The organism is Pseudogracilibacillus sp. ICA-222130 (genome assembly GCF_037892545.1).
GTDB lineage: Bacteria > Bacillota > Bacilli > Bacillales > Amphibacillaceae > Pseudogracilibacillus.
The window spans coordinates 1-14,197 of record NZ_JBBKBG010000020.1; the positions used below are offsets into that span (position 1 = coordinate 1).

Below are 14,197 nucleotides of genomic sequence, written 5' to 3' on the forward strand. Positions count from 1 at the left end.
ATTTATGGATAGTTTTTTCTTTTGCTATAATACGTGGATGCAGAAACTGTCGATATCATTGACAACTTAGAACGCCGAGATGCTCGAACCATCAAAAAACATTTCATTCGGAATTCTCATGTAAAAGATTTGAGTAAACAACAAAATGAAACGTAGGAAATGTACGTAGACTCCTGCGTGAGGATAGGCCTAGATAAGACAAGGGAAGGCAAAGCCTGAGCTTGGCTTAGCAGCCGCACGCGGAAAGCGGAGTACATTTCCGAAGTGACATATTTACGCTATTCTTATTGGCATGTTACATGACTTTATGAAAGTCACTAACACTATTTGACAAAAAGCCAATTGTTCTCCCATGGTATTTAATGAATATTTGGTCATTAATATAAGAAAATGTATAGGTAATATGATTTGATTAGGGAAATTCCAATATCACAAAACTTGCATGAAATGGTACATAAATTTAAATTGTAATTAATTTTTACTTTTTGTCATGTTTAAAAGAAGAGCATCAGAGAAAAATGTAGTATAATAAAGAATGGCATATAATAGTTGCGTTCATTCATTTTTATATGTTTGAATGGATGTAGACGTAAAATAAAGGAGTTTTTTCATGAAGAAAGGGTTAATAGTTTTCTTATCTGCCATTCTTGTATTTATTTTAGCTGCTTGTGGTGGGGATAAGAAAGAAGAGACAGAGGAAACGACACAATTTGAAGTGCCTGAAGAGGAACGTGTCGGAGACGATGAAGTGGTTGCAGTTGTAAATGGAGAAGAAGTAAAAGGTGCAGTATATAATTTAGTATATACACAGTTAGCATTACATGCATATCAAATGCAAAAAGAAACAGAGAATGATGAATTAAAAGAAGCTGCATTAACATCTGTTATTGACCGACAAATTGTATTACAAGAGGCGAAAAAGAAAGATATTGAAGTGACAGATAAAGAAGCGGAAGAACATTTAAAGAAATTAAAAGAAGAAAGTGGCGACGAATTAGAAACACTTTTACAACAATACCAAATTTCCGAAAATGAATTTAAAGATCAGCTTGTTTTTGAATTAACTTTAAATGATTATATGGCTAAAACGGTCGATGTGGATGTAACAGAAGAGGAAATTAAAGAGTATTATGAAAAAGCGAAGGAAGGAACCGATGATATTCCTCCTTATGATGAAATAAAATTACAATTAGAAAAACAATTGTTGAATGATAAAACATTAGAGACGTTTCAAAGTCATATCGATTCTATAAAAGAAAAATCTGATATCGAAACAAAAATTTAAAGAGTTTTGCCGTTTAGCAGTAGTAAGGTGTGAACAAAATGAATAAAAAATTAACCTTTACATCGCATTTGGCGATAGGGTTTATGTTATTTGCTTTATTTTTTGGAGCTGGAAATTTAATATTTCCAGCTCAATTAGGTCAAGAGGCTGGTTCTAATGTATGGCCAGCTGTCTTTGGCTTTTTAACGACGGGTGTAACTTTACCGTTTATTGGAATTTTAGCTATCGGGTTTTCAGGTAGTAATAATTTACAAGAATTAGCAAGTAGAGTGCATCCAATATATGGAGTGCTTTTTACTTCCATTCTTTATTTATCTATTGGGCCTTTTTTTGCTGCGCCAAGAACGGCAACAGTAGCATATGAGGTCGGGATTACTCCATTTATCCAACATAGTAATAATCAAATTGGTTTATTCGTGTTTTCAATCGTATTTTTCCTTATCGCTTTATATTTTTCCTTACGCCCTGGAAAAATTGTCGAAAATATCGGAAAGATTTTAGCTCCTTTATTAGTAACTTTACTCGTTATTTTACTCATCATCGCATATATCAATCCTATGGGTGCTTTTCAAGATGCTACTGGATCCTATGTTCATCAAGCATATGTGACAGGATTTCTGGAAGGATATCATACGATGGATGCACTTGCATCATTAGTATTTGGAATTATTATTATTTCCATTATTCGCTCACATGGTGTGACATCGAAGTGGAACATATTTATTGAAACAGGTAAGTCTGGAATTATTGCGACTTGTTTATTAGCGTTTATTTATGTCGGTATTGCGCTTTTAGGCGCAAGTAGTGTAGATACAATCGGTATGCAAGAAACAGGTGGGGCTGTTCTTAGTGGTACTGCAAACCATTATTTCGGTATATTTGGAAATACGATGTTAGCCATTGTAATGATGTTAGCTTGTTTAACGACAGCAATCGGTTTAATCATGGCAAATGCGGAATATTTTCAAACATTAATTCCGAGATTTTCATACAAGCAATTCGTATATTTTTTCACGATTTTAACATTCGGATTTGCAAATTTTGGTTTAGCGAACATTATTACTTATTCTGTTCCAGTATTAATGGTCTTATATCCGTTAGCTATTGGCATAATGATGTTAAGTTTTTTATCTCCATTGTTTATGCATAAACAGTTCGTTTACATCGGTTCTGTTGCACTTATTTTTGCGGTTTCATTATTTGATGGATGTAAAGCACTTGCAGATTCATTAGGTGTTGAACCGTTCACATGGACAAAACCTTTTGTTGCATTTTATGAAAAAGTATTGCCATTGTATGAAGAAGGATTAGGATGGTTTGTACCAGCATGCTTGTTCATCCTACTAATGATTGTATTTTTCCAACTAAAACGTTTTTTTGGAAAGCGAGTTTCAACAACTTAATGAAGAATCGTTCTTGTACCTATTCTTTTTACGTTATAATATGTAGAAAGGATAGGTTTTTTTATTGGAGGGAATAGCATGCAACGTATCTTTATTATTGAAGATGATAAAAAAATCGCACAATATTTACAAGAAGAAGTACAAAAGTATGGATATGAGGTTCAAGTTGCGACAGATTTTACAAAAATAATGGACCAATTCAATGCATATGCACCTGATATCGTTTTATTGGATATAAATTTGCCGAGTTATGATGGATTTTATTGGTGTCGTCAAATCCGTCTCGTATCTACTTGTCCAGTCATTTTTATTTCTGCTCGTGTTGGGGATATGGATCAAGTGATGGCATTGGAAAATGGCGGAGATGATTTTATTACGAAACCATTCTCTCCTGAAATTGTATTAGCAAAAATTCGTAGCCACTTGCGTCGTGCATATGGAGAGTATGCGGTGCAAACGAAAGAAAGAGTTGTCGAACTGGAGGGGTTACAACTGTTTGTTGAACGATTAGAATTGCATTTTAACGGGGAAGTTGTGGCTTTGACGAAGAAAGAATCAGATATGATAGAAATGTTATTGGAACGTTTTCCGCGTGTAGCAGGAAGGGAAGCATTATTAGAAAAACTATGGGATGACCAAATGTTCGTGGATGAAAATACATTGAATGTGAATGTGACACGCGTCCGCAAAAAATTCCAAGAACTAGGAATTGAACATGCAGTCGAAACTGTACGTGGGGTAGGGTATCGTTTGCACATCACATGGTGAAGGAGCATGTGTTATGAAATTATTTATTCGTGAACATCTTTTGTTAGTGATCGTTCAATGTATTCAAATGAGTACATTTATGGGTATATTACTACTCGCTCAATTTGATGATATTGCCATTATTGCCTATTGTATTTTCATTAGTTTTTTTATTTTACTTTTGTATTTAATATATATGTATTGGACGAGAAGGCATTTTTATAAAAAGATGAGCAATCCGATTGCAACATTGGATGTATCTTTAGAAAAACTTGATATGGCACCAATTTCACAGCATTTACAAAAAGTATTAAAAACACAGTACAATGCGTATGAATCAAATCGGTTAGCTTTAGAAAAGAAGCAGGAACAATATTTTATGTTTTTAGATCGCTGGATTCATCAAATGAAAACACCTGTATCTGTACTTAATTTGATGGCAAAAGATTTAGATGAACCAGAAGCATCTAACTTTCAGGAGGAAATTGATCGGTTACAAAAAGGATTAAATATGGTGTTATATATGTCTAGAATACGTACGATGGAACATGATTTTCGTATTCAACGATTAGATTTATTACATATGGTACAAGATGTGATGAAAGAACATAAACGATTATTTATCCGCAATAAAGTGTATCCGAAAATACATATTCCAGAAAATACAATGATAGAAACAGATGAGAAGTGGTTTCATTTTATATGGACACAACTAGTCGAAAATGCTGTGAAATATTCAGCCGGTAAAAGCAATCAAATGGATATTGTTTATACGGAAACAAATAAAAGGAAAGTGCTATCGGTTTCAGATGAAGGAGTAGGGATTCCAGAAGAAGATATTCGACGTATTTTTGATCCGTTTTATACCGGAGCAAATGGACGGGTCTTTCGTGAATCAACAGGAATTGGACTCTATTTAGTAAAAGAAGTGTGCACCTACTTAGGCCATCATATAGAAGTGGAATCAACGGTCCATAAAGGGACCACTTTTCATCTTGTTTTTTAAATTTATGTTTTTCACGCTTCATTTTTTATGAAAAAGAAAAATTCCACCTTACACCAATGTAAGATAGGTGAAAGATAGTTCGATTTTTAAACATGTCTATCTGTTATAAGCTATATATAGAAGGAAGGAAAGGGGAATTCACATGTTAGAAGTGAAAAACTTAAGTAAGGTGTATGAAGGGAAAGTGCCTTACCGTGCTTTAACAGATATAAATTTGACAATTGAAAAAGGGGAATTTGTTGGGATCATGGGACCTTCAGGAAGCGGGAAAACAACATTGTTAAACATGATTGCAACGATTGACGAACCGACGACAGGAGAAATTTTAATTAATGGAAAAAATCCACATACATTAGGGAAAAATGAGTTAGCAAAATTCCGTCGCCGTGAAATGGGTTTCGTTTTCCAAGATTTTAATTTATTAAACACATTAACATTAGAAGAAAACATCGTTTTACCACTAACATTAGATAATGCAAAAGTGAAAGAAATGGAAGAAAAGGCATATGCGATTGCACAAAAACTAGGTATCGCAGAAATATTAAACAAACGAACATACGAAATTTCAGGCGGTCAAGCACAACGGGTAGCTATTGCACGTGCGATGATTCACGAACCTTCCCTTGTTTTAGCAGATGAACCGACAGGGAACTTAGATTCAAAAGCATCTAAAGATGTGATGGAAATGTTATCTCGTTTAAATAAAGAAGAAGCGGCAACAATGATGCTCGTAACACATGAAGCACAAGCAGCAAGCTATTGTGATCGTGTTATCTTTATTCGAGATGGAAAGCAATATGCTGAAATCCATCGGGGGGATAGCCAAAAAATATTCTTCCAGAAAATCATTGATACATTATCTTTGTTAGGAGGAAATGACAATGACTTTTCGGAAGTTCGCATTTAATAACGTCATCAGAAATAAGCGATTATATGCAGCATACTTCATTAGTAGTATGTTTACGGTAATGGTATTTTTTACGTTTTTAAATTTTGCATTTCATCCGTTATTTTCGGAATCAGATATCAATAAGGCTGTATTTACAGGGATGTCTGTTGCTGGTGGAATTATTTACGTGTTCTCGTTCTTTTTCATTTTATATTCGATGAGTTCTTTTTTACAGTCACGTAAAAGAGAATTCGGAATTTTAATGATTCAAGGAATGTCAACACAACAAATTCGCAAAATGGTTTTTTTAGAAAATATGTTAATCGGATTGTTAGCAACGATGCTTGGGATTATATTTGGTGTCGTCTTTTCAAAAGGTATTTTACTCATTGCAGAAAATCTTTTAGTAATGGATGAGGCATTGAATTTTTATTTCCCGACAAAGGCAATTATTGTGACGTTTATTTCGTTTATCTTATTATTTTTAGTTATTTCGATTTTCGTGACATTTATTTTAAATACGAATAAAGTCATTACGTTAATGAAAGGTGACAAAATTGGAAAAAGTGAGCCGAAAGCGAATGTCTTTTTAACCTTGCTAGCGGTAGTTTTATTAGGAACAGGTTATTTTATTGCGGTAACTGTAAAGGGTACGTCTGTAGCAGTTGCGTTATTGCCAGTAGTGATCCTCGTTACAATTGGAACATATTTATTGTTTAGTCAATTAAATGTTTACGTTATTCGTATGTTGAAAAACCGTAAAGGACTTTTTTGGAAAAAGACGAATATGTTATTGTTTTCTGATTTAGCTTTTCGGATGAAAGATAATGCGCGTGTATTTTTTATGGTGACAATTATTTCGACGGTCGCATTTAGTGCAATTGGTACATTGGTTGGTTTCAGTTCATTGATCACAAATGGAATGAAAGATGTGAATGAATTTACGTATTCCTATACACAGGCCGAAAAGGATGAAGAGGAGATAGCGACGGTTAATCGTATTTTAGATGATTATGGTTTAGAATACGAGGAGCGTGAAATAGCAGCATATTCCGCTATGATGGATGATCGTTATGTGACAATCGTTACGCCCGAAATGTACAATGAATTTGCTTCCTTAATTGATCAGGAACCAGTTTCTCTTAAAAAGGATGAAGCGATCATTGTGGAGCCAGATAGTAAGCGAGAAATGATTCCTATGAATATGATACCTTTACCGAGTACGATTATGTTGAAAGATGGTTCAACGGTAGAGGCGGTAAAAACAGAGGAAAAAGTGAATCCGAATGTGATGTTAACGATGGGAGCTTTTTATGTTGTCGGTGAAAGTATTTATGAACAATTACCTGAGCCTGAAAACATAGAATATATGTATGTATGGGAAGTAACGAAAGGTTCTAAAGAGGACATTATCGATGCTGGTAGAGAGATATCACAAGAAATAGTAGGACTCACAGCAGTTGATTATATTGTTTACGATATTAATAAAGTATGGAGTCCTGTGTTATTTGTCGGCTTATTTATTGGGATTGTATTCTTCGTTTCAGCTGGTAGCTTTTTATATTTTCGACTGTATACGGATTTAGATAGCGATAGAGAAAAATTCGCCGCAATAAGTAAAATTGGTTTAACAGAAAAAGAGATGAACAAAGTGATTAGCAAGCAAATTGGTTTACTCTTCTTTATTCCGATGAGTGTGGCGGTCATTCATGGTGCAGTTGCATTAACAGCATTATCACACATGTTCGGTCATAATTTAGTGAAAGAATCCGTGATGGTTTTAGGGAGCTTTTTCATTATTCAGGTACTCTATTTTATCGTCATACGTTATTTTTATACTAAACAAATTCGCCGTGCGATGTAATAGGGCACACAAAAAGGTTGGGAAAACGAGGAAGAGATCCTTGTCTTTCCCAACCTATTTTTATGGACGGATGATTCGTTTGATCGCCCCTAGAAGTGTCGCCATTTCTTCATCCGTACCAATCGTAATACGTACATATTGTTGGATGAAAGTAGTTCCAAAATAACGGATTAAAATATCTTCCTCGCGTAATGTTTCATAGAGCATTTTCGCATCGACATTTGGATGTGTCACAAATACAAAATTTGCACTAGATGGGAGTACATGAAACCCTAAAGATTGTAGCTCCTCCGTTGTTTTTTCACGTGTTGCAATAATTTGCTTCGTCGTTTCTTCAAAATATGCCTCATCTTCAATCGCTGCAATCGCCCCTGCCATTGCGAGGCGATCAACTGGATAGGAGTTAAAAGAATCTTTCATACGAATGAGTGCTTCAATTAATGTTTCATGTCCGATAGCAAAACCGACACGCAGTCCTGCAAGGGAACGTGATTTTGACATCGTTTGGATGACGAGTATATTATTATATTTCTTCGTTAAAGAAATAGCAGAAGCTTCTGCGAAATCTACATATGCTTCATCGACGATCACAACACTGTTCGGATTATGTTGCGCAATTTTCTCTATTTGCTCTAACGGCAAATAGATGCTTGTCGGTGCGTTCGGATTTGGAAAGATCACGCCACCTTCTGAATCGAAAAATTTTTCGACGTCGATGGTAAAATCACCAAGCAATGGCACCTCTTCATAATCAATATGATATATATTCGCATAAACAGGATAAAAGCTATAGGAAATATTAGGAAATAGAATCTTTTTACCAGGTTCAAAAAATGCCATGAAGGAAAATGCTAATACTTCATCTGAACCATTTCCAATAAAAACATTTTCCTTTTGAACGTCATAATATTGACCAATGCTCTCTCGTAATGTATCCATCGTTGGAGAAGGGTACAGGCGTAAGTTGTTTCCAATTTCCGCCTTTATGGCTTCTGCGACTTTGGGAGAGGGACCATATGGATTTTCATTCGTATTTAATTTAATAATATTTGTTTTATTTACTTGTTCCCCTGGAATATAAGGTTTGGCACGTTTTGCCATGGAACTCCAATATTTACTCATGTCACTCTTCCTTTTTTGCAAGATGTCTTTCATATAACACGTTTTTTATATCTGTGATCGTAACGTCCGTCATGTTCATTAAAACGAGCGTGTGGTAAACGAGATCGGCAATTTCCCACTTAATTTCTTCTTTATCATTATTTTTTGCACCGATAATGACTTCTGCCGCTTCTTCGCCCACTTTCTTTAACACTTTATCGATACCTTCGTTAAATAAATATGTGGTATATGCACCTTCTACAGGCTGTTGTTTTCGTTGTTCAATCGTATCGACAATTGTATGGATGACGGTTCGTGTGGATGTGCCCCCGTCGACATTATGGAAAAAGCATGTACGTTCTCCCGTATGGCACGCAGGCCCGTTCGGGGTTACTTGAATGAGTAAACTATCTGCATCACAGTCTAGTTTTATTTGCTCGACTTTTTGCGTGTTGCCAGATGTTTCCCCTTTATGCCATAATGCTTGCCTAGAACGACTATAAAACCATGTTTCTTTCGTTTCTATTGTTTTTTGTAAAGATGCTTCATTCATATAGGCGAGCATGAGAACATCACCTGTTTTCGCATCTTGAACGATTGCTGGGATAAGACCATTTTCATCAAATTTTATATTATTTAACATATTTCTAGCTCCTCTTGGAATTTTAAGCATTGTTTAAAAAGTTTTTTAAGTCTGGAATGGCAATTTCGCCGTAATGGAAAACAGAAGCGGCTAAAGCTGCTTGCACATTTTTTTCTGCTAATACAGAAGAAAAGTCTTCCATCTTTCCAGCACCTCCGCTGGCAATAACCGGAATGTTAATGGCGTTTGCGACTGCTTTGTTTAACGGAAGGTCATATCCTTGTTTTACACCATCTGCATCGATAGAGTTTAATAAAATCTCTGAAGCACCGAGTGCCTCTCCACGTTTTGCCCATGCAATCACATCTAATCCACTATCGACTTTTCCGCCGTTCGTAAAAGCATGCCACTTGTTGTCCCCAATTTTTTTCGCATCGATAGATAAAATGATTTTATCGTCACCGAATGCATAAGCAGCCTGTTCGATAATCGCTGGGTCCTTAATCGCTGCACTTGTGATAGATACTTTTGTTGCGCCTGCTTGTAATGCCTTTGCGACATCTTCGACAGAACGAATGCCTCCACCGACATATAATGGAAAAGAGGTGGCTACACGGATTTCACGTACAATTTGTAAAAATGTTTGGCGATCTTTTCCATCAATATCTAATAAAAATAATGTGTCTGCATGTTCCGCTTCATATCGTTTTGCTAATTGAACTGGATCCGCAACATCTGCTACATTTTCAAATTTTTGCCCTTTTACTACCCGTCCATTTCGAATATCTAAACAAGGAATTATTTGATTACGCATATTATCCCTCCAATAATTGTTTTAATGTAATTTTTCCATCATATAAAGCTTTTCCTACAATAGCACCATACATATTTAGTTGACGTAAACGTTGTACGTCTTCTTTTGTTGTCACGCCACCAGAGGCGATAACATCCATCGTCGTTGCTTCATGGATCGTTTGTTGTTCCTCTAAGTTAGGTCCTTGTAGCATACCGTCTTTTGCGATATCCGTATAGACGATTGTTTGGACGCCGATTTTTTCTAACTTTTTCACAAGATCAAGTGCCTTTACTTCACTCGTATCAGTCCAACCATCTGTTGCAACATAGCCATTGCGTGCATCAATTGATACTGCGATTTTATCTTGGAACTTTTCTACAGCTTCTAGTAAAAATGCTGGATTTGAAATAGCAGCCGTTCCGATAATGACACGGGATACACCTGCTTCTACATACGTCTCAATTACATCGATAGAACGGATCCCGCCACCAACTTGAATCGGAATCGTAACGGATCTTGCTATTTCTTCGATGATAGCTTTATTCACAGATTCTCCTGTTTTAGCACCATTTAAGTCTACGATGTGAATGTATGAGGCCCCTTGTTTTTCCCAACTTTTTGCCATTTCTACTGGTGAATCACCGTATACACGTTCTTTATTATAATCTCCTTGGATCAGTCGAACACATTTACCATCTAAAATATCGATTGCTGGAAATATAATCATCTTGCTACTCCTTTATCTCTTTTATAGAACCCCTTTAGTCGATGGGATTCCTTTTACTCGTGGATTCAATAAACTAGCTTGATCTAATGCCCTTGCAAATGCTTTAAAAATTGCCTCAATCATATGGTGTGTATTTGTACCATATACCACTATAATATGTAGTGTCACACCTGCATGGTTCGTAAATGCTTGAAAAAACTCCTGCACTAATTCTGTATCAAATGTACCGACTTTATCTTTTAATCCTTCGACACGATACACGAAATGTGGCCTACCACTAATATCTAAATGGACCGTTGCTAATGCTTCATCCATTGGAATAGAGACGGAAGCATATCGAGTAATTCCTGCCTTATTACCGATTGCTTCACGAAATGCTTGCCCTAAAGCAATCCCGATATCTTCTGTCGTATGGTGATCATCTACTTCGGTATCTCCATCGCAATATACATCTAAATCGAATAATCCGTGCCCTTTCAATAAAACGAGCATATGATCTAAAAAACCAACCCCTGTGTCAATTTTTCCGTTTCCATCCCCATCTACATTTAAAGCTAACGAAATTTTCGTTTCTTCCGTATCTCTAGAAATTGCATGAGTTCTCAATGAAATGTCCTCCTTTATTTATTGCCTTCGAATCGAAATCGATGCTGCATGTGCAGTTAATCCTTCTGTTTGGGCAATTGTTTCAATAAATGTTGCTTCTTTCATGAATGCTTCTTTTGAATAACGAATAATACTAGATTTTTTTTGGAAGTCATACACTCCTAATGGGGAAGCAAATGTTGCGGTTCCACTCGTCGGTAATGTATGGTTTGGCCCTGCCATATAATCTCCTAATGGTTCAGGAGAATAATCTCCGAGAAAAATAGCTCCTGCATGTTTGACCTCTTGAATATAATCTGTCGCATTTTCGATCATTAATTGTAAATGTTCTGGTGCGATATCATTAACGATTGCAAATGCTTCGTTCATAGTTTGTGCGACAATGATTTTTCCGTTTTGTTCAATGGATTGTTTTGCAATGTCATAACGGTCGAGTGTTTGTAATTGTTTTTCCACTTCGATTGCGACTTGTTCAGCGAATGATTCGCTTGTCGTCACACAAATGGAGGTGGCAGCTTCGTCATGTTCTGCTTGTGATAAAAGATCGGCTGCAACATATGCCGCATTGGCATTTTCGTCCGCAACGACACAAATCTCGCTTGGGCCAGCAATCATGTCAATCGCCACATCCCCATACACCCATTTTTTCGCACGGGCGACAAAGTCATTACCAGGTCCGACAATTTTATCTACTTTTTTCACTGTTTCGGTTCCATAAGCAAAAGCTGCGACTGCTTGAGCACCGCCCATTTTATAAATCGTTTGAATGCCAACGATATTCGCTGCCGCTAATACGTATTGATTAATGGATCCATCCGTTTGCGGTGGTGTCGCAATGGCGATATTGTCGACCCCTGCAATGATCGCTGGAATAGCATTCATTAAAACAGTAGAAGGATATGCAGCTTTTCCACCAGGGATGTAAATACCGACTCTATCTAAAGGTGTGACTTGTTGACCGAGCATCACTCCTTCACGTTCATGTAGAAGCCAAGATTTTTCCTTTTGTGCTTCATGGAATGCTTGAATATTTCTTTTGGCAACCGTCATTGCTTCGATAAAAGAATCCTCAACTTGTTCTACAGCTGTTTGGATTTCTTCTGCAGAAACCGTTAATTGTTCTAAGTTTGCTCTATCAAATTGTGCTGCATAATCAAGTAGTGCGGCATCTCCTCTTTGTCGAACCGTTTGAATAATTTGTAAAACTGCTTCATCAATTTTTTCATTTCGTTCGACTTCGGTCCGCTTTTCTTCACCAAAATAATTTTCGGCACGTATTATTTTCATGTTTATCACTCCACTACAACTTTTAGTTTTTCAATGAACCGTTGAATTTCGTCTGTTTTTGTTGCAAAGCTTGCTTTATTGACCACGACCCGTGTACTTATATGTTCTATATCTTCGATGATCGTTAAGCCGTTTTCGCGTATGGTACTTCCTGTTTCAACGATATCGACAATGCAATCTGACATGCCAATTAATGGTGCAAGCTCTACAGAACCGTTTAATTTAATGGCTTCAATCGTCATCCCTTTTTTAGCGAAAAATTGCTTTGCAATATTGGGATATTTTGTCGCAACTTTTATGGTTTTTCCTTTTTGTAATGGTATATCGTGTAAGCTCGCTACAGAAAAACGACATTGCCCAATTTTTAAATCGAGAAATTCATATAAATCTGCTTCTTGTTCCAAGATGTTGTCACGACCAACGATACCGATATGTGCGGCACCTTGTTCCACATAGGTCGTTACATCGACAGATTTGACGTATAACATTTTAATCGTTTTATCTGCACTATAAAAAATTAGTTTGCGTGAATCCCCGTTAAAATCAGGGAATGTAATATTCGCCTTTTCAAGAAGTTTGATCGCATCTTTTGCTGTACGACCTTTTCCGATTGCTAAAGTAATTTGTTCCAATTATGTTCGCTCCTTTAGACGATGGATAATTCCTTGAACCGTTTGAAATGGGATTTGATCCCCGTCTAATAAAATATATTTTTTCTCTTTTTCTATGAAAATTTCAATGGCATCTTCACGTACTCGCTGCAAATCAATTCCTTTTTCATATGTGACCGTTTTGATCTGTTCTTCTCGTAATTGTTTTGCTAACTGTAACGCTTGTTTTATTTCCGATGCTTCATATAAAACTACGATATTTATTTCCTCTTTTTCTCTCGTGTCGATCCCATCGAGAAGTAATTCGACATTTGCCGCAAATCCGATTGCCGGAATGTTTGCTTGGAAGTAGTTTCCTAATGTATTGTAACGACCACCCATTAGTACGGGGCGACCGATATTCGGTATAAACCCTTGAAAAATAACGCCTGAATAGTAATCCATCTGATTGATTAAGCTAAAATCGATCGTTAAATATTGTTCTAATTCGTATGCACATAAAATTTCATAAGTTGCTTCCAATCTTTCTATTAACGTTCGTAAGCAATCATTTAATGGTAAAGTTTTCGCTTTTTTTAATACGACATCTGGTTTGCCATATAAAAATGGTAGAGCAACCATTACCTCTTTCATTTTTTCATCGATAGCTAAATCACGTAATAATAATTCGATTTCTGCAACGTTTTTCGATTGAATAAGATGAATGAGTTCTTCTAAGTCTTCCTGTGGTACATCGATTTTTTCAATCAATTTTTGAAAAAATCCTGCATGGCCGATTTCTATTTTAAAATCTTCGATGTGTAAATCTTGTAAAAGATGTGCAGCGATCGCAATAACTTCTGCATCAGCTTCTGGTGCATCATAACCGAAATATTCAATACCAGCCTGTGTGTTTTCCACATATTCATTCGTAAGCTCTGCTTGACGAAACACATCTAACATATAAAAGTAACGCAAATCTTTTGTTAATGTTTCGTTGTTCATTGCTAATTGTTGTGTAATCGGAATCGTAATGTCTGGTCGTAAAACGAGGACATTTCCATTATTATCAATTGTTTTAATCATTTCCCGTCGATTGACAGAACCATTCATTTTTGCATATAAATCATAATGCTCAAATGTAGAAGTGTAAATTTCGTCATAACCATTGGTCATGAAGCGCTCCTTTATTTGTTCCATCATCATTGTTCTACGTTTTATTTTTTCTGTGTCGATAACTAAGTCATTTTCTATGTTATGATGTAAATACATGTAATACATAACTCCTTCCATTTGAACAATTTATTGTTAAT

Annotated in this window: 14 protein-coding genes; 6 read left to right on the forward strand and 8 right to left on the reverse strand. The window is 36.0% G+C overall.

Annotated features, from left to right (window positions below):
• Nucleotides 1-610 precede the first annotated feature (610 nt).
• From WKT09_RS08860 to WKT09_RS08885, 6 genes are all read left to right on the forward strand, one after another.
• On the forward strand, nucleotides 611-1,285 hold the full coding sequence (locus WKT09_RS08860) for a SurA N-terminal domain-containing protein (protein ID WP_340415709.1): 675 nt from the start codon (nucleotides 611-613) through the stop codon (nucleotides 1,283-1,285).
• A gap of 38 nt (nucleotides 1,286-1,323) precedes the next feature.
• Entirely contained in the window at nucleotides 1,324-2,688 is a 1,365-nt protein-coding gene (brnQ, locus tag WKT09_RS08865) for a branched-chain amino acid transport system II carrier protein (protein WP_340415710.1), read from the forward strand.
• 78 nt (nucleotides 2,689-2,766) lie between these two features.
• A complete protein-coding gene (locus WKT09_RS08870) occupies nucleotides 2,767-3,456 on the forward strand; it encodes a response regulator transcription factor (protein WP_340415711.1) in 690 nt (229 codons plus the stop codon).
• Between the two features lie 13 nt (nucleotides 3,457-3,469).
• Entirely contained in the window at nucleotides 3,470-4,441 is a 972-nt protein-coding gene (locus WKT09_RS08875) for a sensor histidine kinase (RefSeq protein WP_340415712.1), read from the forward strand.
• A 142-nt stretch (nucleotides 4,442-4,583) separates the two neighbouring features.
• Nucleotides 4,584-5,348, forward strand: coding sequence for an ABC transporter ATP-binding protein (locus WKT09_RS08880; protein ID WP_340415713.1), 765 nt, complete (start codon nucleotides 4,584-4,586; stop codon nucleotides 5,346-5,348).
• A complete protein-coding gene (locus WKT09_RS08885) occupies nucleotides 5,323-7,194 on the forward strand; it encodes an ABC transporter permease (protein ID WP_340415714.1) in 1,872 nt (623 codons plus the stop codon). Before WKT09_RS08880 ends, WKT09_RS08885 begins: the two co-directional genes overlap by 26 nt.
• A 60-nt stretch (nucleotides 7,195-7,254) precedes the next feature.
• Here WKT09_RS08885 and hisC read toward each other — a convergent pair whose 3' ends face one another.
• Genes hisC through hisZ form a run of 8 tightly spaced genes read right to left on the reverse strand, consistent with a single transcriptional unit; the run spans nucleotide 7,255 to nucleotide 14,156 of the window.
• On the reverse strand, nucleotides 7,255-8,316 hold the full coding sequence (gene hisC / locus WKT09_RS08890) for a histidinol-phosphate transaminase (RefSeq protein WP_340415715.1): 1,062 nt from the start codon (nucleotides 8,314-8,316) through the stop codon (nucleotides 7,255-7,257).
• A gap of 1 nt (nucleotide 8,317) precedes the next feature.
• A complete protein-coding gene (hisIE, locus tag WKT09_RS08895) occupies nucleotides 8,318-8,938 on the reverse strand; it encodes a bifunctional phosphoribosyl-AMP cyclohydrolase/phosphoribosyl-ATP diphosphatase HisIE (RefSeq protein WP_340415716.1) in 621 nt (206 codons plus the stop codon).
• A gap of 22 nt (nucleotides 8,939-8,960) precedes the next feature.
• Nucleotides 8,961-9,692 (reverse strand): imidazole glycerol phosphate synthase subunit HisF, encoded by a 732-nt coding sequence (hisF, locus tag WKT09_RS08900; protein WP_340415717.1) that lies wholly within the window; start codon nucleotides 9,690-9,692, stop codon nucleotides 8,961-8,963.
• A gap of 1 nt (nucleotide 9,693) precedes the next feature.
• Nucleotides 9,694-10,401, reverse strand: coding sequence for a 1-(5-phosphoribosyl)-5-[(5-phosphoribosylamino)methylideneamino]imidazole-4-carboxamide isomerase (gene hisA, locus WKT09_RS08905; protein WP_340415718.1), 708 nt, complete (start codon nucleotides 10,399-10,401; stop codon nucleotides 9,694-9,696).
• A 21-nt stretch (nucleotides 10,402-10,422) separates the two neighbouring features.
• Nucleotides 10,423-11,007 carry an imidazoleglycerol-phosphate dehydratase HisB gene (gene hisB, locus WKT09_RS08910; protein ID WP_340415719.1) on the reverse strand — a complete coding sequence of 195 codons (585 nt, stop codon included), beginning with the start codon at nucleotides 11,005-11,007 and terminating at the stop codon, nucleotides 10,423-10,425.
• Between the two features lie 18 nt (nucleotides 11,008-11,025).
• Nucleotides 11,026-12,294, reverse strand: a complete 1,269-nt coding sequence (gene hisD, locus WKT09_RS08915) for a histidinol dehydrogenase (protein WP_340415720.1) — start codon at nucleotides 12,292-12,294, stop codon at nucleotides 11,026-11,028.
• A 5-nt stretch (nucleotides 12,295-12,299) separates the two neighbouring features.
• A complete protein-coding gene (gene hisG / locus WKT09_RS08920; protein WP_340415721.1) occupies nucleotides 12,300-12,926 on the reverse strand; it encodes an ATP phosphoribosyltransferase in 627 nt (208 codons plus the stop codon).
• Nucleotides 12,927-14,156, reverse strand: coding sequence for an ATP phosphoribosyltransferase regulatory subunit (gene hisZ, locus WKT09_RS08925; RefSeq protein ID WP_340415722.1), 1,230 nt, complete (start codon nucleotides 14,154-14,156; stop codon nucleotides 12,927-12,929).
• Between the last annotated feature and the right edge of the window lie 41 nt (nucleotides 14,157-14,197).

What these genes read in the sequence shown, in the direction of transcription:
- WKT09_RS08860 (WP_340415709.1), top strand. Translation starts at nt 611, where the DNA reads ATGAAGAAAGGGTTAATAGTTTTCTTATCTGCCATTCTTGTATTTATT.
- brnQ (WP_340415710.1), top strand. Translation starts at nt 1,324, where the DNA reads ATGAATAAAAAATTAACCTTTACATCGCATTTGGCGATAGGGTTTATG.
- WKT09_RS08870 (WP_340415711.1), top strand. Translation starts at nt 2,767, where the DNA reads ATGCAACGTATCTTTATTATTGAAGATGATAAAAAAATCGCACAATAT.
- WKT09_RS08875 (WP_340415712.1), top strand. Translation starts at nt 3,470, where the DNA reads ATGAAATTATTTATTCGTGAACATCTTTTGTTAGTGATCGTTCAATGT.
- WKT09_RS08880 (WP_340415713.1), top strand. Translation starts at nt 4,584, where the DNA reads ATGTTAGAAGTGAAAAACTTAAGTAAGGTGTATGAAGGGAAAGTGCCT.
- WKT09_RS08885 (WP_340415714.1), top strand. Translation starts at nt 5,323, where the DNA reads ATGACTTTTCGGAAGTTCGCATTTAATAACGTCATCAGAAATAAGCGA.
- hisC (WP_340415715.1), bottom strand. Translation starts at nt 8,316, where the DNA reads ATGAGTAAATATTGGAGTTCCATGGCAAAACGTGCCAAACCTTATATT.
- hisIE (WP_340415716.1), bottom strand. Translation starts at nt 8,938, where the DNA reads ATGTTAAATAATATAAAATTTGATGAAAATGGTCTTATCCCAGCAATC.
- hisF (WP_340415717.1), bottom strand. Translation starts at nt 9,692, where the DNA reads ATGCGTAATCAAATAATTCCTTGTTTAGATATTCGAAATGGACGGGTA.
- hisA (WP_340415718.1), bottom strand. Translation starts at nt 10,401, where the DNA reads ATGATTATATTTCCAGCAATCGATATTTTAGATGGTAAATGTGTTCGA.
- hisD (WP_340415720.1), bottom strand. Translation starts at nt 12,294, where the DNA reads ATGAAAATAATACGTGCCGAAAATTATTTTGGTGAAGAAAAGCGGACC.
- hisZ (WP_340415722.1), bottom strand. Translation starts at nt 14,156, where the DNA reads ATGTATTTACATCATAACATAGAAAATGACTTAGTTATCGACACAGAA.